Source organism: Micromonospora sp. NPDC085948 (assembly GCF_040686315.1).
In the GTDB taxonomy this organism is placed as follows: Bacteria; Actinomycetota; Actinomycetes; order Mycobacteriales; family Micromonosporaceae; genus Micromonospora.
In genome coordinates, this window is record NZ_JBFBJW010000014.1 from 134,193 (window position 1) to 156,688 (window position 22,496).

Here is a 22,496-nt window from a genome sequence, read left to right on the forward strand (position 1 = left end):
CACCGGTCGGCCCGGCCGGGCCGTACCCGAACCCATCCGCACAGCCACGACGGGCCGCCCCGTCCGTCGTACGAAAGGGAAGTTCTCATGAGCGTTGAGGTGTTCTACGACGACGATGCCGACCTCGGCCTGATCCAGGCCAAGAAGGTCGCGGTCATCGGCTACGGCAGTCAGGGCCACGCCCACGCGCTGTCGCTGCGGGATTCCGGCGTCGACGTGGTGATCGGTCTGCCGGAGGGCTCGAAGAGCCGGCCCAAGGCCGAGGAGCAGGGCTTCCGGGTCCTCACGCCGGCGCAGGCCTCCGCCGAGGCCGACGTGATCATGGTGCTCGCGCCGGACACCGCCCAGCGTTCGATCTACTCGGAGTCGATCGCCCCGAACCTCGCCGCGGGCAAGGCCATCTTCTTCGGCCACGGCTTCAACATCCGGTACGACCTGATCAAGCCGCCGGCCGACGTGGACGTGGCGATGGTCGCGCCGAAGGGCCCCGGCCACCTGGTCCGCCGCCAGTACGCCGACGGCAAGGGTGTGCCCTGTCTCGTCGCCGTCGAGCAGGACGCCAGCGGCAACGCCTTCGCCCTCGCCCTCGCGTACGCCAAGGGGATCGGCGGCACCCGCGCCGGCGCGATCAAGACCACCTTCACCGAGGAGACCGAGACCGACCTCTTCGGCGAGCAGGCGGTGCTCTGCGGCGGTGCCTCGGCGCTGGTGCAGACCGGTTTCGAGGTGCTCACCGAGGCGGGCTACGCCCCGGAGGTCGCCTACTTCGAGTGCCTGCACGAGCTGAAGCTGATCGTCGACCTCATGTACGAGGGCGGCATCGCGAAGATGCGCTACAGCATCTCCGACACCGCCGAGTACGGCGACCTCTCCCGTGGCTCGCGCATCATCGACTCCCGGGTCAAGGACGAGATGCGCAAGATCCTGGGCGAGATCCAGTCCGGCGAGTTCGCCCGCGAGTGGGTCGCCGAGGACGAGGCCGGCCGGCCCAACTTCACCAAGTGGCAGGCCGAGGGTGCGGCGCACCCGATCGAGGAGACCGGCAAGAAGCTGCGCGGCATGATGAGCTGGGTCGACCGCCCGATCACCGAGACCGCCTGACCCGTACGACCCGAAACGGTCCACCAGCGGCCGGCGATCCCGCGCTCTCCCCAGCGCGGGTCGCCGGCCGCTGGCCGTAACGCCCCGCGTCAGCGGCTTTCCGTCGCCTCGGCCTCAGCGGCTGCCCAGGCTGCCCTCTCGTACCGCCCAAGGGCGTTGAGGATGCCGGCCAACGCGCGTAGCGCGACGACCAACCGACTGTGATATCGAACGGGGTCGTGTTCGGCCAACCAGCGGTAGTGCCCGACCGCCTCCTCGGCCGCCGCAACAGCCGCCTCCGGTTCGCCGAGCCCCACGTGGCACTTGGCGATCACGAACAACAGTCTGCCGAGCATCGGCCGGAACCGCAGTGGCTCCACACGGCTCATGAAGGTCAGGTCCTCGCGGGCACCCGTGGTCAGCGTCAGCGCCTCGGCCCACCGACGATGCGAGACGAGGGATTCCGCCAGCCCGGTCATCGCCTCGAGTCGGGCGGGCATGTGCTTCAGCCGCATCCAGAGGGGAAGCCGCCGGAACAACTCGACCGCCTCCTCCCGGGCGGCGAGCGCCGCGGCCGGCTCGCCCAGCACCGCCCGGCAGTAGCCGAGCTCGGTGAGGGACCGGGCCAACGCCATCCGCTCACGGGCGCCGAGCGGCGCGCACCGTAGCCAGGTATCCCGGGCCTGGTCGGCGAGCAGCAGCGCGTCGCGGGGTGCGTCGGAGCGGAGTTGCATGGCCACCATCAGCTGCGCCGCGGCCAGGACGACGAGGCCGTCTCGGTCGGTCGCGTTCCCGACGTACCCGATCGCCTCCCGGCCCTGCGCGACCGCGGATTCGACCGTGCGGTCGTCGGGGACGGATCCTTGCGCGACGAGCGCCCGCGCGAGCCCCACCTCGTGCCGGCCCGGCCGGTCCTGGACCAGCCGCCGGTAGAGCGCGACCGCCTCGTCCGCGGCGGCGGTGCGCCGGGACACGAAGCTGCGTCGGATTTTCACCTGTTGGGACCGGGTGACCAACGCCTCGGCCAGCTTCGGACCGAACCGCGTGAGATCGATGCGGGTCAGCTGTCGCAGCAGCGTGCGACGCACGGCGAGCAACAATTGTGGCTCCTCCCGCAGGGGTGTGTCTCCGGTTGTAGCGGGCGCGGGCAACCGTGTCGGTGCGGTGAACGGCCGATGTCCGTCGCTCGACCGGGCGTGTGAGGGCACTCACCCCGAAGACCGGAACACGTCGACCAGCCCGGCCCCTACGATCGCCTGTAGGTGCAGCAGCCGGCACCTGACGGCCACGGCACGGATCAGCGCAGGGCGCAGTGCTGCGCCCGGCCGCCCGCGCCGATCGCAAACACGACCTCTACGAGGACCGATGAATCCTGTCGTACTGATCGCCGAAGAACTCGCCCCCGCCGCCATCGAGGTGCTCGCCCACGACTTCGACGTCCGGCACGTCGACGGCACCGACCGTCCGGCCCTGCTCTCGGCGCTCTCCGAGGCCGACGCCGTCATCGTGCGCAGCGCCACCCAGATCGACGCGGAGGCGGTCGCCGCCGCACCGCGACTCAAGGTGGTCGCCCGGGCCGGCGTCGGGCTGGACAACGTCGAGGTGGCGGCCGCCACCGCGCGGGGCGTGATGGTCGTGAACGCGCCCACCTCCAACATCGTCTCCGCCGCCGAGCAGGCCGTCGCGCTGTTGCTCGCCGTCGCCCGGAACACCGCCAGCGCCAGTGCCGCGCTCAAGGCGGGGGAGTGGAAGCGGTCGAAGTACACGGGCGTCGAGGTGCAGGGCAAGACCGTCGGCGTGGTGGGGCTCGGTCGCATCGGCGTGCTCTTCGCGCAGCGCATCGCCGCGTTCGGCACCCGGCTGATCGCGTACGACCCGTACATCCAGCCGGCCCGTGCGGCGCAGCTCGGCGTCCGCCTGGTCGGGCTGGAGGAGCTGCTGCGGGAGAGCGACTTCATCTCCATCCACCTGCCGAAGACGCCGGAGACGGTCGGCCTGATCGGTGAGAAGGAGCTGGCGATCGTCAAGCCCGGCGTTCGCATCGTCAACGCCGCCCGTGGTGGCCTCGTCGACGAGCAGGCGCTCGCGAACGCCATCGCCGAGGGCCGGGTCGCCGGCGCCGGTGTCGACGTGTACAGCAAGGAGCCGTGCACCTCCTCGCCGCTGTTCGCCTTCGACAACGTGGTGGCCACCCCGCACCTGGGCGCCTCCACCAACGAGGCGCAGGACAAGGCCGGTCTCGCCGTGGCGAAGAGCGTCAAGCTCGCGTTGCAGGGCGAGTTCGTGCCGGACGCGGTGAACGTGCAGGCCGGCGGCGTGGTCGCCGAGGACGTGCGGCCACTGCTGCCGCTGGCCGAGAAGCTGGGCCGGGCGTTCACCGCTGTCGCCGGCGGCATCGCGGCCAGCGTCACCGTCGAGGTTCGCGGCGAGATCGTCGCGCACGACGTGTCGGTGCTGAAGCTCGCCGCGACGAAGGGCCTGTTCAGCTCGGTGGTCGAGGAGCAGGTCACCTACGTCAACGCGCCGCACCTGGCCGCGGAGCGGGGCGTCGAGGTCACCCTGGCGGCCCTGGCCGAGACGGCCGAGCAGCCCACCCTGGTCACCGTACGCGGCGCGCTGCCGGACGGCCGGACGGTGAGTGTCTCCGGCACGGTCACCCACTCGGGTGCTCGGGACGTGCTCAAGCTGACCGAGGTGGACGGCTTCGACGTGGAGATCGGCGCGGAGGGCATCCTGCTCTTCCTGCGCTACGCCGACCGGCCCGGTGTCGTCGGCACGGTCGGCACCCTGCTCGGCGAGTCGGGCATCAACATCGCCGCCATGCAGGTGGCCCGGCGTGAGGCGGGCGGCGAGACGCTGATGACGCTCACCGTCGACCAGGCGCTCGGCGCCGACCTGCTCACCTCGGCCGCCGAGTCGATCGGCGCGACCGCGGCCAGCGCCGCTGATCTGCGCGACGAGTAGTAACCGACACGCACCGTGGGGGGCCTGGCGATTCGCCGGGCCCCTCGTCATTTCCCAGGCCGTGCCGCCGGTCAGGTCAGCCGGGCAGTCGCGCCGGGGGCGGGTAGACCGAGCCGTCCTGCGGGTCGAAGAGCATCAGCCCGTGCTCGCCGGCCAGCCGCTCGATGTCCAGCAGCACCTGGTCCGCGCAGGTCGGGTGCAGGTTCAGCTCGACATGATCGTGGGCTGCGTGCAGTGGTGCCACCGCCCACGGGCTGTTCGCGCCGGGGTGACGGTCCGGATAGGACGCGGTGATCGCCCGGTAGAAGCTGACCACCCGCGGATCCGGGTAACGGTCCACGTGTCGCCCCTGCCGGCAACCGTTGACCGCTGTCCGCACGTCCTCGGGCGTCGCCCCGGCCTCCAGGGCCCACACGCTCAGATCGAAACTCACGGCGGATAGCGTGCCATCCGCCGTTCACCATGTCGAAACTGCCTCGCCGCCGGTCAACCATCGGGTCCGGAGTCTCCCGTCCCGACGGTCCGGTGTAGAGACTCTTGCGTCGAGTTGCGTCGATTCGCTAGCGTACGTACTGCGGTCACTGGCCGAGTTCGAGGCGCCGGCCCGTCTTCGGGTGGCGCGGTCGGCATCCGGCGCGACCGGTCCGCACCCCTCGATTGTGCGAGCCACGCGCACTCGTCGCTGATCGGCCCCCACGATCGTTGCCGAGAGCGTGGGGGCCGATCGCAACACTCAGCGTCGGTGGGCGAAGAGCACCCGATAGTGGGAGTTGCCCCGGAACCACGCCAGGCCGGTGGGGCCGGCGGCGTACAGCGCGGTGGCGTAGGCGTCGGCGATCGTCAGGTCCGGACCCACGACCGTGGCGGCGACGAGCTGGTCGGCCGGCTCGCCGGTGTGCGGGTCCACCACGTGCCCCTGTCGCCCGGTCACCCCGGAGGTGCCGACCGCGCCGGCGGTCATCTCCAACACCAGCGGTGCGCGCTCGGGTGCGGTGGGGTGGTGCACCGCGACCCGCCACGGCCCACCGTGCGGCGCGTGGCCGCGGACGACGAGGTCGGCTCCGGCCAGTACGGCGTAGTCGTGGATTCCCGCGGCCCGAAGCCTCTCGGCGGCCCGTTCCACCGCCCAGCCACCGAGCAGACCGCCCGGGTCGAAGCCGCCGGGCACCGCCCAGGCGTCGAACCACCCGTCGGTGGCCGCGCGCATGGCCGCGCAGCGGTCCACCAGGTCGGCGAGCGGGGCGTACGAATCCGGGCTGATCTCACCCCGGCGCAACCGGGAGACCAGGCTCTCCGGCCGGTTGGGGCCGTAGGTGAGGTCGATGGCGCGCAGCTCCGCGACGCTGTCCCGCAGAGCCTCGCCCACGCCCCGGCGGCCGAGCCACTCGGGCGCGTTGAGGAGGAGGGTGTATTCGGCGGTCGCGGTGCGGACGGTGTGCTGCACGGCGATCCGGCCCTCGGTGGCGCCGGCCGGGTCGATCCGCTGTCGGCGGCTGCCGAGGCGAAGGTCCGGTCGACGACTGCGGAATGCCGACGGGTCCGGCCAGCGGGTCCGCGGCTGCTCGTCGATGCGCATCGCATCTGTCCCCTCGCACTCGGTGCCGCGTCGTCGCGACCCGGCGGTCAGCAGGCCCCCGTGACCCGCTGACCACACCGTAGGCAGCGGACATGACCGCCTCATGAGTCCCAGCTGAGAGGCTGCTGTGCATCACAATTTCTCAGATGTTGGACCCCGCGTACCGGGAGGCGGGACAGCGACGTACCGTTGCCGGGACGGACCCGTTGAGCAGAGGAGTGCGGTCGTGGCGCGGATCGCGGTGGTGGCCGGAGACGGCATCGGGCCCGAGGTGGTCGCGCAGGCCCGCAAGGTCCTCGACGCGGTGCTGCCGGGCGTGCAGGCCACCGAGTACGACCTCGGCGCGGCCCGCTGGCACCGTACCGGAGAGGTGCTGCCCGACTCGGTGCTGACCGAGTTGGCCGGGCACGACGCGATCCTGCTCGGCGCGGTCGGTGACCCGACGGTCCCGCCCGGTGTCCTGGAGCGGGGACTGCTGCTCAAGCTCCGGTTCGCGTTCGACCAGTACGTCAACCTGCGCCCGTCCCGGCTCTGGCCCGGAGTCGCCGGCCCGCTCGGCAACGTCAAGCCGGGCGAGGTCGACCTCGTGGTGGTCCGCGAGGGCACCGAGGGCCTCTACGCCGGGGCCGGTGGAACGCTGCACCGGGACACTCCCGCCGAGGTCGCCACGGAGGAGAGCCTGAACACCCGGCACGGCGTGGAGCGGGTGATCCGCGACGCGTTCACCCGCGCCGCCCGCCGGGAGCGACGCAAGGTCACCCTGGTGCACAAGACCAACGTGCTCACCCACGCCGGGTCGCTCTGGTCGCGCACCTTCGACCTGGTCGCCGCCGAGCACCCGGACATCGCCACCGAATATCAGCACGTCGACGCCGCCGCGATGTTCCTGGTCACCCAGCCGCAGCGCTACGACGTGGTGGTCACCGACAACCTCTTCGGTGACATCCTCACCGACATCGCCGCCGCCGTCACCGGTGGGATCGGGCTGGCGGCAAGCGGCTGCATCAACCCCGAGGGGGCGTACCCCTCGATGTTCGAGCCGGTACACGGCTCGGCGCCGGACATCGCCGGGCGGGGCATCGCCGACCCGGTCGCCGCCGTGCTCTCCGCCGCACTGCTGCTGGAGCAGCTCGGGCACACCGAGTCCGCGGCCCGGGTCAACGCGGCGGTCGCCGCCGAGCTGGCCGCCCGCACTCCGGGCGTCGCGCTGCGGACCGAAGAGGTCGGGGATCGGCTCGCGGCCCACGCCGTAGCCTGACCGCCCCCGGCCCCAGCAGCGGCCGGCCCAGCCCTCGGCTCGGCCGGACCGCCCGTCTCGCCCGAGCGGCGCTACCCGCTGAACGGCCGTTCGGGTAAGTTTCTGGCACAGCCAATTCGGTGTGCGGTCCCGCATGCCGTTGTCCCGCAGGGAGGTCAGCCCGATGAGCGGTGGTGACATGCTCGACTTCGAGATCCGTCCGAATCCCGCGCCGGTATCCGCCGCCGACCGGGCCGCCCTGCTGGCCAACCCCGGGTTCGGCCGCGTCTTCACCGACCACATGGTCACCGTCCGCTACGCCGAGGGCAAGGGCTGGTACGACGCCCGGGTGGAGGCGCGAGGCCCGATCCCGATGGACCCGGCCAGCGCGGTGCTGCACTACGCGCAGGAGATCTTCGAGGGACTGAAGGCGTACCGGACGGCCGACGGCGGCGTGACGATGTTCCGGCCGGACGCCAACGCGGCCCGGTTCGTCGCGTCGGCACAGCGGATGGCGATGCCGGAGCTGCCGCCCGAGGTGTTCGTCGACTCGCTGCACAAGCTCATCGAGATCGACCAGGAGTGGATCCCCACCGGCGAGGACGGCAGCCTCTACCTGCGGCCGTTCATGTTCGCCAGCGAGGTCTTCCTCGGCGTCCGCCCGGCCAACGAATACCTCTACCTGGTGATCGCCTCACCTGTCGGCGCGTACTTCACCGGTGGGGTCAAGCCGGTCACCGTCTGGGTCTCGCCGGACTACACCCGGGCCGCGCCCGGCGGCACCGGCGCGGCCAAGTGCGGCGGCAACTACGCGACGTCGCTGGCAGCCCAGGCCGAGGCGATCGAGGCTGGCTGCGACCAGGTCGTCTTCCTGGACGCGGTGGAGCGCCGGTTCGTGGACGAGTTGGGCGGCATGAACGTCTTCTTCGTCTACGACGACAACTCGATCGTCACCCCGCCGCTGACCGGCACGATCCTGCCGGGCATCACCCGCGACGCGATCCTCACGCTGGCCGGCGCGGCCGGGCACGTGGTCGAGGAGCGACCGGTCAGCTTCGCCGACTGGCAGGCCGACGCGGCCAGCGGTCGCCTCCGGGAGGTGTTCGCCTGCGGCACCGCCGCGGTGGTCACCCCGATCGGCGGGGTCCGCTTCCCCGACGGTGAGTTCCTGGTCGGTGGCGGCGAGCCCGGCCGGGTCACCATGAGCATCCGCGAGCAGTTGGTGAACATCCAGCGCGGCAAGGCGGCCGACGAGTACGGCTGGGTGCAGCGGGTCCTCTGACCTCCGTGGCCGTGCCGGCCCGTCCCCATCGGACGGGCCGGCGCAGTCGGCGGTCGTGGTCGGCCCCGGCGGGCTACGCCTCGGTCGGCTCCTCGAGCAGGTGGTCGCGGAGGGCGGCGAGCTGCTCGTCGGTCACCCCGGCGTGCCGCAGGTACGCCTCGACCGAGCCGTACCCCTCGCGTAGCTCGTCGAGGAAGAGCTGCATCGCCTCGGCGGGCGAGGCCAGAAACGGCGCCGGCACGGCCGGGCCAGTCGGGCTGGTGGTTGCCAGCCAGGCACTGAACCGGGCCGACGCCTCGGAGCTGAGGGCGTAGTCCGCGGTGATGTCCGCGTCGTCGACGCCGAGCACGGAGAGCGTCAGCGCACAGACGATGCCGGTACGGTCCTTGCCGGCGACACAGTGCACCACCGCCGGGGCATTGGCGGAGTCGGCGATCAACCCGACCGCCTCGGCCAGCCCGGCGGTGCCGGTCTGGGCCAGGTCGGCGTACCGGTCCGCGAGGTAACGGGCCAGGCTGGCACCCTCCTGGTGCGGTGTGCTCGCCCAGTCGGCGTGCTCCGGGTGGATGTTGCGGTAGGTCAGCCCCTGGTATGCCGGCACCCGGCCGTCCCGCTGCACCTCGCTGGGGCGGCGCAGGTCGATGACGGTGCGGATCCCGATCGCGGCGAACGCGTCCCCGTCCTGCTCGGTGAGGCGGTGCAGCGAGTCGGAACGGAAGAGCCGGCCCCGGCGTACGGGTCGGTCGCCGTGGCCGAGGTGGCCACCGACGTCGCGGAAGTTGAAGGTGGCGGGCAGCAGCGAGGTCTGACGATTTTCGTCGATGGCGTCCACGCTCACACGGTAACGGCCGGTGGGACCACACCCCACCGGCCGTCGGGTCGAACAGTCAGCGGGCCGTGCCCGGCGGGAGGGCGCCGTACGTCTCGTCGTAGTAGCCGCCCAGCTGATCCCGGTAGGTCGGGTCGCTGTGGCTGCTCTCGTCGTACTCCGGGGCGGCCTTGATCTGGTCCCGGGTGCGGTCGACGGAGACGGTGCGCTGGTCGTGGTCGACCTGGTTGACGGTGCCGGCCGGCAGCATCACCTTCTTGCCGAAGATCCAGGGGCCGGTGTCCACCACCAGGTAGCTGCCGCCCACCTCGTGGCTGGCACTGTCGATCTTGCCGACGCCACCGTCGCTGGCCTCGACCTTGTAGCCGACCAGGTCGGCGTCGGCCACCCCGGCCTGGTCCCGGTACCGCCAGGGGTCGAACGTGCCGGCTGGCGCGCCACCGGGCACGACGCCCTGGTCGCCGCCGTGCAGCGGGTCCGGCCCGGCGTGCGTGGCGTGCGGATCGATCCTGTCCATGCCGTTCACTCCTGACTGTCACCGATCAGCTCATGTCTTGGCAGGAGCTACCCGGCTGTCGGGGGCCGGAAACGGCGGCCTCGGCGTCCAGGGTGACCGCCGCGGCGTGCACCACGGCGGAGATCCGCAGGGTCTCGTGCAGTTGCTCCCGGGTGAAGCCGCTGCCGCGCAGCTTCTTCTCGTGCAACTCCAGGCACACCCCGCAGCCGGCGATGGCCGACACGGCGAGGCACCAGAGCTCGAAGTCGCCCTTGTCCACCCCTGGCCTCGCGATGATCCGCATGCGCAGGCGGGCCGGCATCGAGGCGTACTGCTCGTCGCCGATCAGGTGCTTGGCCCGGTAGTAGATGTTGTTCATCGCCATGATCGCCGCGGCGCCCTTGGCCGCCTCGACACCCTCCGGTCCGAGGTGGCCGAGCGCCTCGGCCGCGATCTCCCGCAGCACCACCGGGTTGCGGGCGGTCACCGCGCAGGCCAGCGCGGTGCCCCAGCTCTGCGCCGGGGTCAACGCCGAGGTGCCGATGGTGGCGCCCAGGTTGAGCGCGATGTCCCTGGCGTACTCCGGCAGGGCCGCCCTGATGGCGTCCAGGCCCATGGTCAGACCCCGATCTCCGTCGGGCCGATGGAGGTGAACTCCATCGGCCCGACGAGGACCAGACGCCACGTGCCCTCGTGGGACGGGTGGCTGATCGTCGCGGACGCGTTGGTGGCGTCCAGCGATACGCGGGCGGTGGGTCCGTGCTCAGGTAAGCGGTCACTGACGGTGAGCACAGGTCCTCCTTGCCGACGGCACGGTGGCCGCCACTGGATCCGTTGCAGATGCTTCCGCACGACTGTTTCTGCCGATGAGGGGCCCGGTGGCTTGTGAAGCCGATCACGAGCGACCGTTCGGGGTGAACGAACGCTCAGTCACTGTCCCGCTATGTGGATTGATCCTCCCAAAAAGAGGTGAGGAGTGGCAGAGTGGCCATCGTGACCAGCACCGCCCTGATTATTGCGACCTAGCGCGCCGGCTCTCCCCTCCGCCGAGCGCGCAGACCTCCCGCACCCGCGGGAGGTCTTTTTGTTGCTCCGAGAAAGGATCCTGATGACGTTCCAGGTCTTCGACACGACCTTGCGCGACGGCGCCCAGCGCGAGGGGCTCACCTACTCGGTGGTCGACAAGCTGGCCGTGGCCCGGCTGCTCGACGAGTTCGGCGTCGGCTTCATCGAAGGTGGCTGGCCGGGCGCGGTGCCCAAGGACACCGAGTTCTTCCGTCGGGCGCGTACCGAGTTGGACCTGCGGCACGCCGTGCTTGTCGCGTTCGGCGCCACCCGCAAGGCCGGTGTCGCGGTCGCCGACGACCCCCAGGTGCGGGCCCTGCTGGACGCGCAGACCCCGGCGGTGGCGCTCGTCGCCAAGGCCGACAGCCGGCACGTCGAGCGGGCGCTGCGCACCACCGGCGCGGAGAACCTGGCGATGATCCACGACACGGTCAGCCACCTCGTCCGCGAGGGCCGGAGGGTCTTCGTCGACGGCGAGCACTTCTTCGACGGCTACCGGCACGACCCGGCGTACGGCGCGGCGGTGGTGCAGACCGCGTTGGCCGCCGGCGCCGAGCGGATGGTGCTCTGCGACACCAACGGCGGCATGCTGCCGTCCCAGGTGACCGCCGTGATCGGCGACCTGACCGACCGGCTGGGGATCGACGCCGGTCTGCTCGGCATGCACGCGCAGAACGACACCTCCTGCGCGGTGGCGAACACGATCGCCGCCGTCGAGGCGGGTGTCCGCCACGTCCAGGGCACCGCCAACGGGTACGGCGAACGCCCCGGCAACGCCGACATCTTCGCGGTCGTCGCCAACCTCCAACTCAAGCTGGGCATGCCGGTCCTACCGGAGGGCTGCCTGGCGCAGATGGTGCGGGTCTCGCACGCCATCGCCGAGATCGCCAACATCGCCCCCGACACCCACCAGGCGTACGCCGGGGCCGCCGCCTTCGCCCACAAGGCGGGGCTGCACGCGAGCGCGATCAAGGTCGACCCGTTGCTCTACAACCACGTGGACCCGTCGGTGGTGGGCAACGACATGCGGATCCTGATCACCGAGATGGCCGGCCGGGCCAGTGTCGAGCTGAAGAGTCGTGAGCTCGGTCTGGACCTGGCCGGCAGCCCGGAGGCGCTGACCCGGGTCACCAAGCGGGTCAAGGAGTTGGAGGCCGGCGGCTGGTCCTTCGAGGCCGCGGACGCCTCCTTCGAGCTGCTGGTCCGTTCCGAGCTGCCGGAAGGGGGTCCGGCGCGACCGTTCACCCTGGAGTCGTACCGGGTGCTCGTCGAACACCGGGAGGACGGTTCGGTGGTCTCCGAGGCGACCGTCAAGATCCGGGTACGCGGCGAGCGGGTGATCGCCACCGCCGAGGGCAACGGCCCGGTCAACGCGCTCGACGAGGCGCTGCGGGTGGGGCTGGCCAAGCACTACCCGCAGCTGCGCGGCTTCGAGCTGGCCGACTACAAGGTGCGCATCCTGGAGGGCAGCCACGGCACCGGCGCGGTGACCCGGGTGCTGCTGGAGACCGCCGACGGCACCGGCCGCGACTGGACCACGGTGGGCGTACACCCCAACGTGGTCGAGGCCAGCTGGCACGCCCTGATCGACGCTCTCACCTACGGCCTGGCCCCCGCCTCGGTCTGACCCGGCGGCAGGATCACTGTGGGAGGGTGAGCGTGGCCAGGACCGGGCGGTGGTCGCTGCCGGGGAGGGTGAGCACCCGCACCGACCGGACCGCGATGCGGCGGTCGACGAGGACGTGGTCGATGGTGACAGGTGGGATGAGGTCACCGTCGTACGGACCCCAGGTGCCGGTCAGGCCCTCGCCGGTGGCGTCGGCGGCGTCCACGTAGCCGGTGCGCAGCAGGGCGCGCAGCGGACCGTGGTCGAGAGTGGCGTTGAAGTCCCCGGCGAGGATCCGCAGGCCACCGTCCGGGGTGGCCGGGGGTTGGGCGGTCAGGTCGGCCCGCCAGTTGCCGACCTGGTCCAGCGCGTACGGGGCCGAGGGGTGGGCCGACTCGACCCGTACCGGGGGTGCGCCGGGGACGGCCACCGTCCCGTACGCCTGGGTGAAGCCCCACCCGTTGAGGTTGCGCCGCAGGCCGACGTCGGTCAGCGGCCACCGCGAGTAGAGCCCGGAGCCGGGCGTGCCGATCTCCGGGTTGAGCTGCCGGTGTGGCAGCAGCCGGTCGAGGCCGGCCTGATCCAGGGCGGCCCGCGCCTCCGGCGTGAACTCCTGCACGGTGAGCACGTCCACCCCGTGCCGCCGGACCTGCTCGACAAGCGTGCGTGCGTCGCCGGTGCCGGCGAGCAGGTTGGCGGTGAGCAGCCGCACGGTCGGCCCGGCCGCCGCGGGTTGCGGGGAGGCCAGCGTCCGGGGTGCGACGACGCCGAGCAAGGCCACCGCGGTCAGGGCCGCGACCGCCGCCGGCCACCAGCGCCGCAGGGCGAGTGCGAGGGCCAGTGGCAGCACGCTGAAACCCGCGACGTACGGCGTGAAGGCGAGCGCCTGCACCAGGGGACCCCGGTCCAGGCCGAGCAGTCGGACGGCGGCCCAGAGGGCGATCGGCGCGACCGTCAGCCAGCAGAGCACCGTGCCGAGCCGAGCGCTGCGGTACCACCGCGCTGAGGGGATGGGCGTGGGTGGCCCGTCGACGATCATGACGCTGATCCTAACGAGTGTGCCGAAACTATTTCGTGAATGGCGACACGTTCACCTTTCACAATTATCTGACGGCTGATCGACAACTCGATAAAGCGAGATCAACTATTGACGTCCGGCTTTTTGCGGTGCTACGTTCCATCTGGCTCATACGACGCAACTCTGAGTAGTAATAGCAGCTCAGATGGGATGTAGATCGTTCAGAAATCAACCTCACCGTTGCCAGTGGGCTAGGTTTCCCGCACCCCAGTGTCGTCGTCCGCCTATTCATGGGCAGTCATCCGTCCCGCCCCGCGGGTCGGCCGAATTCGCACGGTCACACAAGGGGGACCTGTCATGGAAACATCCTTCCGACGCAAGGCGGCAGCGGTCACGTTCGCTGTCCTGGCGCTCACTCTGGTCGGCGGGGGGATCGCCGTCGCCCAGCCGTCGGCGAAGGCGCCGCAGGCGGCCGCCAAGCCGACGGCCCGGGACACGAACAGCCAGCCGCCGGTCACCGCCGAATCCGCCCGCTCGGCGAAGGCCGCGCTGAAGTCCGGCGGGGTCACCACGATGGCGGCCGCCAGCTGGTTCACCGTCGTCAACGCCAACGGCACCAAGGCGCGCGGCACCGGCACCGTGCTCAAGTACGGCGTCGGCGAGTACGAGGTGCAGTTCGGCTACAACGTGTCGCCCGGCGCCTTCCTGGCCACCATCTCCCGGCAAGACTCCTGCTGCATCCCGCCGGGTGGTGAGGTCGCGGTCGCTCGGCGGCTGGGCACGCCCAACGCGGTCTTCATCCAGACCCGCGACTCGGCGGGAGTGCCGGCCGACCGGGGCTTCACCCTGCACACCCACACGCCCTGATCGAATCGAGACCCGGCCCCCGCGCTTCGTGCGCGGGGGCCGTTCGCTTCCCGGGCGCTGCCGCGGACCCTCGGCGTCGATCAGCCGTTCTCGCGATGCCTCGCGCCGATCGTCACGCTTGCGTGCGACTCATCCCCGTTCGGGCCACTCCGGGCCGGTCCGGGCCGCACAATCCCACGTTTGCCGAGGCCCCGGCCCGGGAAGCAAGCACCGTGACGGACATCTCGGACACCCTGGCCAGCATGCCCAGCTCGGTCGATCCCGAGCCGACCGGCGTCGAGCTGGAACAGACCCTCTTCGAGGTCAAACGCGTGATCGTCGGGCAGGATCGGCTCGTCCAACGCCTGCTCACCGCACTGATCGCCAACGGGCACTGCCTCCTGGAGGGCGTACCCGGGGTGGCCAAGACCCTGGCCGCGCAGACCCTCGCCACAGTCGTCGGCGGCACCTTCTCCCGGATCCAGTTCACCCCGGACCTGGTCCCCTCCGACATCGTCGGCACCCGGATCTACCGGGCCTCCAAGGAGACCTTCGACATCGAACTGGGTCCGATCATGGCCAACCTGGTGCTGGCCGACGAGATCAACCGTGCCCCGGCCAAGGTGCAGTCGGCGCTGCTCGAGGCCATGGCCGAACGGCAGGTCTCCATCGGCGGGCGCAGCTGGCCGGTCCCGGAACCGTTCCTGGTGCTGGCCACCCAGAACCCGATCGAGTCCGAGGGGGTCTACCAACTCCCGGAGGCGCAGCGCGACCGGTTCCTGATGAAGGTGGTGGTCGACTACCCCAGCGACGCCGACGAGCTGGCCATCCTCTACCGGATGAGCACCGACCGGCCGGTCCCGCGCCCGGTGCTCGACGCGCAACGACTGCGGGACCTCCAGGCCCACGCCGAGCGGGTCTTCGTCCACCACGCGCTCGCCGAGTACGTGGTACGGCTGATCCTCGCCACCCGTGACCCGGGCCGCTTCGGGCTACCCGAGATCGCCCCGCTGTTGGCGTACGGCGCCAGCCCGCGAGCCACCCTGGGCCTGGTCGCCGCCGCCCGGGCACAGGCCCTGCTGCGGGGACGGGAGTACGTGCTGCCCGAGGACGTCCGTGAGCTGGCTGTCGACGTCCTCGCCCACCGGCTGGTGCTCTCCTTCGACGCGGTGGCCGACGGGGTGTCGGCGGAGAGCCTGGTGCGGCGGCTGGTCGAGGCGGTGCCACCGCCCCGGCTGGCCACCGGTCACCCGCAGCAGACGCCGGATCTGGCGGCGGCATGAGACGAGCGACCGTCGCGCCGGCCGACCCCGGCCTGGCCGAGTTGGCCCCGGACCAGCGGGTCCGTCGCCTGGAACTGACCGTCACGCGCCGGCTCAACGGACTGCTGCACGGCCAGTACCGCGGCCTGCTGCCCGGGCCGGGCAGTGAACCCGCGGGCAGCCGCGAGTACCGACCGGGCGAGGACGAGGTCCGCCGGATGGACTGGGCGGTGACCGCCCGCACCGGCGTACCGCACGTCCGCCAGATCGACTCCGACCGGGAACTGACCACCTGGCTGCTCGTCGACGGCAGCGCCAGCATGGAGTTCGGCACCGCCGAGCTGGACAAGCGGGAGTTGGCGGTGGCCGCGGTCGCGGCGGTCGGTTTCCTGACCGCGGGAGTCGGCAACCGCCTCGGCGCCCAGGTGCTGCGTGCCGACGGGGTACGCCGCTTCCCGGCCCGCAGCGGACGTACCCATCTGCTCACCCTGCTGCGCACGCTGCTCGCCGCCCCGCGACCCACCGCGCCCGGCGACCGACCGGGGTGGAGGCCGCCGGACCTGGCCGACGGGCTCGACGCGCTGCACCGGATCGCCAACCGGCGCGGTCTGGTCGTGGTGGTCTCCGACTTCCTCGACGGCCTGCCCGACGACCCCGCCCAGCCAGCGCCGTGGGAGCGCACCCTGCGCCGGCTCGCCGTCCGGCACCAGGTGCTGGCGATCGAGGTCACCGACCCGCGTGAGCTGGAGCTGCCGGACGTCGGCCTGATCACGCTCATGGACCCGGAGACCGGCCGTCGCCGCGAGGTGTGCACATCGGACCGCCGGCTGCGCGAGCGGTACGCCGAGGCCGCCGCCGCCCAGCGCGACCAGATCCACCAGTCGTTGCGCCGCAGCGGTGCCACCCACCTGCCCCTGCGCACCGACGGGGACTGGAGCGCGGACATCGTCCGGCACGTGCACGCCCAGCGTCGACTGGCCACCGCGCCCGTCGCCCCGGTACGGGGAGGTGTCGCGTGACGTGGCAGTCGCCGCTGCGACTCTGGCTGCTGCTCGGCGTACTCGCCCTCGTCGGCGCGTACCTGCTGATGCAGCGCGGGCGCAGCCGGTACGCGGTCCGCTTCACCAACCTGCGGCTGCTGGACCGGGTGGCGCCGGAGCGGCCCGCCTGGCGTCGGCACGTACCGGCCGGGCTCTTCCTGGCCATGCTGGCCCTGCTGGTCGTCGGGTTCGCCCGCCCCAGCGCCGAGGTCCAGGTGCCGCGGGAACGGGCCACGGTGATGGTGGCGGTGGACGTGTCCACGTCGATGCTCGCCACCGACGTGGAACCGGACCGGTTGGCGGCGGCGAAACAGGCGGCCCGGCGGTTCGTCGAGGGCCTGCCCGACGAGTTCAACGTGGGTCTCGTCGCGTTCGCCGGCAGCGCGGCCGTGCTGGTGCCGCCCGGCACCGACCGCGACGCCCTCGACGAGGGGATCGGCCGGCTCGCCGAGGGAATCACCGGCGTGCAGGGCACCGCGATCGGCGAGGCCATCAACACGTCCCTCGGCGCGGTCAAGAGCCTGGACAGCGAGGCCGCGAAGGAGACACCACCAGCCCGGATCATCCTGCTCTCCGACGGTGCCAACACCTCCGGAATGGACCCGATGGAAGCGGCCGCGGAGGCGGTGACGGCGGAGGTGCCGGTGCACGCCATCTCCTTCGGGACACCGTCCGGGTTCGTCGACCGAGGCGGACGGCCCATCCAGGTGCCGGTCGACGGGCAGACCCTCAAGGAGGTCGCCGAGGAGACCGGCGGGATGTTCCACGAGGCCAGCACCACCGACGAACTGCGGGCCGTCTACGACGACATCGGCAGCTCGGTCGGTTACCGCACGGAGCGGCAGGACGTCTCGGCTCGGTTCATCGGCCTCGGACTGGTGTTCGCGATGGGCGCCGCCGCCGGATCGATGCGCTGGTTCTCCCGCCTGCCCTGACCGCCGCGCACCACCGCCGTCGACCGTGAGGAGTACGCATGGCAGTACAGACCGGACTGGGCGAACCACGCGGTCCCTGGTTCGTCTCACCCCAACTCGACCCGGACGGGCGCGGGTGGTGGGACCCGCCCGAGCGCGACCCGGGCGAGCGGAGGCCGCGACGGCTGCTCGCCGCACTGGCCGTGGTGGCGCTCTCCGCCGTCTCGGGGGCCGTCGCCGGGGGCGTGGTGGCCGCCCGGGACGGGGCGCCCGGCCCGGCTGCCGCGTCCGCCGCCCCGGTGCCCGCCGAGCTGGTCACCGCAGCCGAAAAGACCGTGCCCGGGGTGGTGTCGGTGCTGGCCGGCGGCACGTCGGCCGGATCCGCGACCGGCTCGGGCTTCGCGGTGGACGACCAGCAGCACCTGATCACCAACGACCACATCCTGGCCAAGGGTGGTGGCGGGCCGGTGACCGTCGAGCTGCCCGACGGCCGCCGGTTCGCCGCCGAGGTGGTGGGCCGGGAGCCGCGCAGCGACCTGGCGGTGCTGAAGGTGCCGGCGGCGGCCGGTCTCACCCCGTTGCCGATGGCCAAACCGGGTGCGACCCGGGTCGGTGAATCGGTGCTCGCGGTGGGCTCACCACTCGGCCTGGCCGGAACCGTCACTGCGGGAATCGTCAGCGCCTTGGACCGCGAGGTACGGCTGGGCAACAACCGGCACCGCGCGGTGCAGACCGACGCGTCCATCAACCCCGGCAACTCGGGAGGGCCGCTCGTCAACGCCCGCGGGGAGGTGGTCGGAGTGAACACCGCCATCGCCACCATCGACGGGAGCGGCTCGATCGGCATCGGCTTCGCCATCCCGATCGACCAGGTGCAGCAGACCGCCGACACGATCATCGGTAAGGGCGGCTGACCTGCCCGGACAGCCGCTCGCGCGGCCAGTGTCGGATATCCGGCCGGACCGCATCGGGCTATGGAAATATCACTGTCGGTATGGATACTGGCGGAGGTGGAGCGTCCTCTTCTCGCGGTCCTCCTGCTGGTGGGCCTGGTCATCGGATGTGCGGTGGGGTCGGCGTACGCCCGGGCACGACGCGGGTGGAACGACTACCAGACGGTCCGGAAGTCGGTGCCGGGCGCCCGTCGAGGCGCCTGGTCGCTGATCCGTGGGGTCGCCGTGAAGGCCGGGGTGATCGCGCTCCTGCTCTTCGGCGCGGTGGCGTACGCGGCGGTCGGCTCCGACGAGGAGGCCGCGGGGCCGGCGCCCAGCCAGTCGCCCACGCAGAGCAAGACCCCGCACCGATGACCCCTGGCGGGTCGCCGCGGGTTAGCCTCGGGGCGTGGACGACGGACTGCGGGTGACCGATCGGTGGATCGTTCCCGCCGGGGAGCTGCGGGAGCGCTTCTCCCGCTCGTCGGGGCCGGGTGGGCAGGGTGTGAACACCGCGGACTCCCGGGTCGAGCTGAGCTACGACCTGGCCAACTCACCGGCCGTGCCCGATTGGCTGCGGACACGGGCACTCGCCCGGCTGGCCAACCGCCTGGTCGACGGGGTGCTGACGATCGCCGCCAGTGAGCACCGGGCCCAGCTGGCCAATCGGGAGGCGGCCCGCGAACGCATGACCGCGCTGCTGCGGGAGGCCGCCGCACCTCCGCCGCCACCCCGCCGGGCGACCCGCCCGTCCCGTGGGGCCAAGGAACGCCGGCTGGCCGAGAAGAAGCGCCAGTCCCAGCGCAAGCGGGACCGCCGCGCCGACGGCGACTAGAACGGGACGGCGACCGGTCCGGGACGGCGGCTAGTCCGGGACGGCGACGAGCAACCGGTCGCGCAGCACGGCGGCCCGCTCGGCGAACCCGCGTTGCGCCGCCGCGTACTCCGCCCGACCGTCCGGAGTCTCCACCCGCACCGCGGGGTAACCCAGCGCCGCCAGGTCGTACGGGCTGGCCCGCATGTCCAGCGTGCGGATGTCCCGGGCCAGCTCGAAGCAGTCCGCGACCAGCTCCGAGGGCACCAGCGGCGACAACTTGTACGCCCACTTGTACAGGTCCATGTTGGCGTGCAGGCAGCCCGGCTGTTCGTGCGCGTGCTGCGTCTCCCGGGTCGGGGTGAGCAGGTTCAACGGCCGGGCCGGCGGCGTGAAGAACCGGAACGCGTCGAAGTGGCTGCACCGCACGCCCCGCTCCTCGACGACGGCGGCGGTCCGCTCCGGGGTCAGCCGCAGCGGCCAGGCGTTGTGCCGCACCTCCTCGCGGGTCTGCCGGTAGACCATCGCCCACTCGTGCATCCCGAAGCAGCCGAAGTGCGGCGCCCGCCCCGCGGTGGCCGCCAGCAGGGAGCGGATCCAGGCGACCGAGTCGCCGCGCCGCGCGCGTACCCCCTCGGTGTCGAGAATGACCCCGGCGGTGGTGGCGCGGTAGTCCGGGCCGAACTCGGCCGGATCGGCATCGCGCAGCTCGACCCCGGCGCCCGGGTGCCAGCGACGGAGCTGGGCCGGGCGGTGCGAGTAGTAGGTGAACAGGAAGTCGGCCACCGGATGCCGCTCACCACGCCGCCGGCGGGCCAGGTGCGGGGTCAGCCAGACGTCCGCCCGCTCCTCGTGGGCGCGCCGGCGGGCCTGCCACTGCGCCGCGTCGAGCACGGCGGGAGCGAGGGCGGCGGTCACGCACCCCAGGGTACGACCGCCGCCCGCGCATCCGGTCAGGGCATGTGCACCCGCACACCCGCGGAGAACACCCCACTGCGCAGCTCCAGCTGCTGCGGCGGGTCCCGTCCGTCGACGGTGAAGACCAGCGGCAGCACCGTCCGACTGCCCGCGGCCATCGGGTCGGCGAAGATGTCCCGACCCAGGTTGGCCGCCCGGGTGGCCGACTCGTCGGTGCTCACCCAGCGCCCACCGGGCAGGTACGCCCGTTGCAGTTGGCCGTGCCAGGGTTGGTGGTCCCCGGTGACGTTGCGGACACCCACGGTGGCCTGGCAACGTCGGCCGTTGGCCGGCGCGGCACCTCCGCCGTCGCCCTTCCCGGCGGTGCCGGGCGCTCCGCACGACATCCGGTACACGGTGAACTCGAACGCCGACTCGCGAAGGGGCACCCCCACCGGCCCGGTTACCCCGGTCCCCGTCCACGCGCCGCTGGTGGGCTGCTTCTGCGTGTCGATCGCCGAGACCTGCCGGGTCGCCGTCCAGCCCGCGGTGCCGACGACGCCGGCGAGCACCGCCACGGCCGCACCCACCAACAACCAGACCGGCGGGGTACGCCGACGCCGCGTCGCACTCGGAGCTGCCGGTCGCGGGTAGATCGTTCCGCGACCACCGTCGGCGGGTCCGCTACGGCTGGCGAGCGCGGTGGCCGTGACCCGGCCCGCACGCCGACGTCGCCACACCCACACCAGGGCGGCGCTGATCAGCAGCAGGACCGCCAGTCCGGCGAGCAGCACCGGGTACCGGCGCCACGGCGGCGCGTCGGTGACCTCGGCCGCAGGGGCGGCCGCCGCGTTCCAGGTGGCCGTGGCGCAGTCGTACGGCCGGGTGCCGTCACTCGTGAACGCGCAGGCCGGCGCGGTCAGTGGCCGGCCGGGCGCGGTCGTGGCGAGCGCGGTGCCCAGCGTGGCGCTGCTGTGTGCCGGCAGTCTCAACCGCCAGGTCACCTCGGTGCTGGACCCGCCCGCCTGGGTGGACCGGCCACCGGCGCTGATCGCGGTCGGCGACGACCCGGGCGGCAGCTCCTGCCGCACGGTGGTGTCCACCGGCGCGTTGCCCACGTTGCGCACCTGGATCCGGTACTTCGGTGCGGGGCTGCTCTCCGGCGCGACGGCCACCGTGACCTGCTGCGGCGGCGCCGACGCGGGCGCCCGGGACGGAGGCGCCACCGCCGGTGGCGCCGACGGCGGGGTGGGCTCGGCGGACATCCGCGCGACCACCGCGACCGGTGGTCGCGTGGTCCGCCCCGGCGCGGCCGTCGGCACCCCGGTCGGCGCCGCGCTCGGTCGGGTCGCGCCGCCCGGTGGCCGTGCGGTGGCGTCCGGCGGTCGGGCTGTGGCTTCCGACGGTCGTGCGGTGGCGGCCGGTGGTCGCGACGTGGCGTCCACCGGTCGGGCTGTCGCGGCCGGTGGTCGCGGCGCGGCCTCCGGCGCCACTGCCGGCAGGGCCGGCACGGCGGCGAGGATGCCGAGGCAGTGTACGAACACTGCGAGGGCTCTGTGGTGTCGTGTCGATGCAGGCATACGAACGAACCTCCGGAGCCGACGCTAGGGGCGCGCTGCCTCCGTGCGGGTACGAAGCCGCGAACCCCACCCCGGTCACCTTCAGCCCCGGTAGGGTGCCGCGCGCTGACGGGTTGCGCACACCCGACGGCCGGTCCTGGCCGGTCGAGGGGGTGGCGGGGCTAGATTGGCGGGGTGCGTATCGCTCGTTTCGCCCATGCCAAGGGAATGTCGTTCGGAGCCGTCGAAGGCGAACCGGAGGCCGGGCCGCAGGGCCTGACCATCGCCGAGATCGAGGGCCACCCGTTCGGCAACCTCTCCTTCAGTGGGGCCCGCTGGGCCCTCTCCGACGTCCGACTGCTCTCGCCGATCCTGCCCAGCAAGGTCGTCTGCGTCGGCCGCAACTACGCCGACCACGCCGCCGAACTCGGCAACGACGTGCCCAAGGAGCCGCTGCTCTTCCTCAAGCCCTCGACCTCGGTGATCGGCCCCCGGGACGCCATCCGACTGCCGATCTTCTCCAAGCAGGTCGAGCACGAGGCGGAGTTGGCGGTCGTCATCGGGGCGCCCGGCGCGCGTCGCGCCGACCGGGCTGCCGCCGAACGCGCCATCTTCGGCTACACCTGCGCCAACGACGTCACCGCTCGGGACCTCCAGCGTTCGGACGGGCAGTGGACCCGGGCCAAGGGCTTCGACTCCTTCTGCCCGATCGGCCCGTGGATCACCACCGGACTGGACGTCTCCGACGTGGAGATCCGGTGTGAGGTCGGTCGCAACCCGGAGGAGATGGAGGTACGCCAACTCGGCCGCACGAAGGACATGGTCTTCGACGTGGTGGGTCTGGTGTCGTACATCTCGCACGTGATGACCCTGCTGCCCGGCGACGTCGTTCTCACCGGCACTCCGGCCGGGGTTAGCCCGCTCGTCGAGGGGGATACGGTCACTGTGCGGATCGAGGGCATCGGCGAGCTCACCAACCCGGTGGTCCCCGTCGCCTGATCCGTCGGATGCCCCCGTTTTCGCAGCTCACACGCGTTTCGGGGGGATCCGATTTGGCCTGCTGGCACCGGGAGGGTAAA

The 22,496-nt window shown here is 72.2% G+C and carries 23 protein-coding genes; 13 read left to right on the forward strand and 10 right to left on the reverse strand.

All coding sequences use genetic code 11. The annotated features are described in order from the left end of the window. Nucleotides 1–87 precede the first annotated feature (87 nt). A complete protein-coding gene (ilvC, locus tag AB0O48_RS28040; RefSeq protein ID WP_357250632.1) occupies nt 88–1,101 on the forward strand; it encodes a ketol-acid reductoisomerase in 1,014 nt (337 codons plus the stop codon). A gap of 89 nt (nt 1,102–1,190) precedes the next feature. Here the strand turns inward: ilvC and AB0O48_RS28045 are convergent, their stop codons facing one another. Next, nucleotides 1,191–2,177, reverse strand: a complete 987-nt coding sequence (locus AB0O48_RS28045; protein ID WP_365069207.1) for a hypothetical protein — start codon at nt 2,175–2,177, stop codon at nt 1,191–1,193. A 268-nt stretch (nt 2,178–2,445) separates the two neighbouring features. Between AB0O48_RS28045 and serA the strand changes: the two genes are divergently transcribed. Continuing rightward, complete coding sequence (gene serA, locus AB0O48_RS28050) at nt 2,446–4,044, forward strand: phosphoglycerate dehydrogenase (protein WP_357250626.1); 1,599 nt, start codon at nt 2,446–2,448, stop codon at nt 4,042–4,044. Between the two features lie 76 nt (nt 4,045–4,120). Here the strand turns inward: serA and AB0O48_RS28055 are convergent, their stop codons facing one another. Together AB0O48_RS28055 and AB0O48_RS28060 are read right to left on the reverse strand one after the other, a co-directional pair. Continuing rightward, nucleotides 4,121–4,477: a hypothetical protein gene (locus tag AB0O48_RS28055; protein ID WP_357250624.1), complete on the reverse strand. Its 357-nt coding sequence runs from the start codon at nt 4,475–4,477 to the stop codon at nt 4,121–4,123. A 300-nt stretch (nt 4,478–4,777) separates the two neighbouring features. Then, complete coding sequence (locus AB0O48_RS28060) at nt 4,778–5,620, reverse strand: FAD:protein FMN transferase (RefSeq protein WP_357250621.1); 843 nt, start codon at nt 5,618–5,620, stop codon at nt 4,778–4,780. Nucleotides 5,621–5,846: 226 nt separating this feature from the next. Between AB0O48_RS28060 and AB0O48_RS28065 the strand changes: the two genes are divergently transcribed. Beyond that, nucleotides 5,847–6,878: a 3-isopropylmalate dehydrogenase gene (locus tag AB0O48_RS28065; protein WP_365069208.1), complete on the forward strand. Its 1,032-nt coding sequence runs from the start codon at nt 5,847–5,849 to the stop codon at nt 6,876–6,878. Between the two features lie 163 nt (nt 6,879–7,041). Then, a complete protein-coding gene (locus tag AB0O48_RS28070) occupies nt 7,042–8,139 on the forward strand; it encodes a branched-chain amino acid aminotransferase (RefSeq protein WP_357250615.1) in 1,098 nt (365 codons plus the stop codon). A gap of 73 nt (nt 8,140–8,212) precedes the next feature. Here AB0O48_RS28070 and AB0O48_RS28075 read toward each other — a convergent pair whose 3' ends face one another. From AB0O48_RS28075 to AB0O48_RS28090, 4 genes are read right to left on the reverse strand one after another with little or no spacing between them, the layout of a single operon-like run. Next, nucleotides 8,213–8,971: a tyrosine-protein phosphatase gene (locus tag AB0O48_RS28075; protein WP_357250612.1), complete on the reverse strand. Its 759-nt coding sequence runs from the start codon at nt 8,969–8,971 to the stop codon at nt 8,213–8,215. A gap of 55 nt (nt 8,972–9,026) precedes the next feature. Next, the gene (locus AB0O48_RS28080; protein WP_357572153.1) at nt 9,027–9,485 is read right to left on the reverse strand and encodes a PRC-barrel domain containing protein; all 459 of its coding nucleotides are present in this window, start codon (nt 9,483–9,485) and stop codon (nt 9,027–9,029) included. Nucleotides 9,486–9,510: 25 nt separating this feature from the next. Next, nucleotides 9,511–10,080 carry a carboxymuconolactone decarboxylase family protein gene (locus AB0O48_RS28085; RefSeq protein WP_357250606.1) on the reverse strand — a complete coding sequence of 190 codons (570 nt, stop codon included), beginning with the start codon at nt 10,078–10,080 and terminating at the stop codon, nt 9,511–9,513. A gap of 2 nt (nt 10,081–10,082) precedes the next feature. Continuing rightward, nucleotides 10,083–10,256 carry a hypothetical protein gene (locus tag AB0O48_RS28090; RefSeq protein WP_365069209.1) on the reverse strand — a complete coding sequence of 58 codons (174 nt, stop codon included), beginning with the start codon at nt 10,254–10,256 and terminating at the stop codon, nt 10,083–10,085. Nucleotides 10,257–10,572: 316 nt separating this feature from the next. Here AB0O48_RS28090 and cimA point away from each other — a divergent pair, with 316 nt between their 5' ends. Continuing rightward, nucleotides 10,573–12,156, forward strand: a complete 1,584-nt coding sequence (gene cimA / locus AB0O48_RS28095) for a citramalate synthase (RefSeq protein ID WP_357250601.1) — start codon at nt 10,573–10,575, stop codon at nt 12,154–12,156. Nucleotides 12,157–12,169: 13 nt separating this feature from the next. Here cimA and AB0O48_RS28100 read toward each other — a convergent pair whose 3' ends face one another. Beyond that, entirely contained in the window at nt 12,170–13,105 is a 936-nt protein-coding gene (locus AB0O48_RS28100) for an endonuclease/exonuclease/phosphatase family protein (RefSeq protein ID WP_365069224.1), read from the reverse strand. Between the two features lie 405 nt (nt 13,106–13,510). Here AB0O48_RS28100 and AB0O48_RS28105 point away from each other — a divergent pair, with 405 nt between their 5' ends. The 7 genes from AB0O48_RS28105 to arfB all read left to right on the forward strand — a co-directional run bounded on the left by AB0O48_RS28105 (nt 13,511) and on the right by arfB (nt 18,982). After that, nucleotides 13,511–14,020: a hypothetical protein gene (locus AB0O48_RS28105; RefSeq protein ID WP_357250598.1), complete on the forward strand. Its 510-nt coding sequence runs from the start codon at nt 13,511–13,513 to the stop codon at nt 14,018–14,020. Nucleotides 14,021–14,232: 212 nt separating this feature from the next. Further along, nucleotides 14,233–15,282: a MoxR family ATPase gene (locus AB0O48_RS28110; RefSeq protein WP_365069210.1), complete on the forward strand. Its 1,050-nt coding sequence runs from the start codon at nt 14,233–14,235 to the stop codon at nt 15,280–15,282. Continuing rightward, a complete protein-coding gene (locus AB0O48_RS28115) occupies nt 15,279–16,280 on the forward strand; it encodes a DUF58 domain-containing protein (protein WP_365069211.1) in 1,002 nt (333 codons plus the stop codon). The genes AB0O48_RS28110 and AB0O48_RS28115 overlap by 4 nt, the downstream gene beginning before the upstream one ends. Further along, entirely contained in the window at nt 16,277–17,236 is a 960-nt protein-coding gene (locus AB0O48_RS28120) for a VWA domain-containing protein (RefSeq protein WP_357250590.1), read from the forward strand. Before AB0O48_RS28115 ends, AB0O48_RS28120 begins: the two co-directional genes overlap by 4 nt. Before the next feature lie 38 nt (nt 17,237–17,274). Further along, nucleotides 17,275–18,129 carry a trypsin-like peptidase domain-containing protein gene (locus tag AB0O48_RS28125; protein ID WP_357250587.1) on the forward strand — a complete coding sequence of 285 codons (855 nt, stop codon included), beginning with the start codon at nt 17,275–17,277 and terminating at the stop codon, nt 18,127–18,129. Nucleotides 18,130–18,225: 96 nt separating this feature from the next. After that, entirely contained in the window at nt 18,226–18,522 is a 297-nt protein-coding gene (locus tag AB0O48_RS28130; RefSeq protein WP_357250584.1) for a hypothetical protein, read from the forward strand. Nucleotides 18,523–18,556: 34 nt separating this feature from the next. Next, entirely contained in the window at nt 18,557–18,982 is a 426-nt protein-coding gene (gene arfB / locus AB0O48_RS28135; RefSeq protein WP_357250581.1) for an alternative ribosome rescue aminoacyl-tRNA hydrolase ArfB, read from the forward strand. A gap of 30 nt (nt 18,983–19,012) precedes the next feature. On the opposite strand, the gene AB0O48_RS28140 is transcribed toward arfB, so the two are convergent. Together AB0O48_RS28140 and AB0O48_RS28145 are read right to left on the reverse strand one after the other, a co-directional pair. After that, nucleotides 19,013–19,879 (reverse strand): 3-methyladenine DNA glycosylase, encoded by an 867-nt coding sequence (locus AB0O48_RS28140; RefSeq protein ID WP_365069212.1) that lies wholly within the window; start codon nt 19,877–19,879, stop codon nt 19,013–19,015. A gap of 35 nt (nt 19,880–19,914) precedes the next feature. Continuing rightward, entirely contained in the window at nt 19,915–21,438 is a 1,524-nt protein-coding gene (locus tag AB0O48_RS28145; RefSeq protein WP_357572149.1) for a hypothetical protein, read from the reverse strand. A 174-nt stretch (nt 21,439–21,612) separates the two neighbouring features. Here AB0O48_RS28145 and AB0O48_RS28150 point away from each other — a divergent pair, with 174 nt between their 5' ends. Then, a complete protein-coding gene (locus tag AB0O48_RS28150) occupies nt 21,613–22,416 on the forward strand; it encodes a fumarylacetoacetate hydrolase family protein (protein ID WP_357250563.1) in 804 nt (267 codons plus the stop codon). Nucleotides 22,417–22,496: the final 80 nt, after the last annotated feature.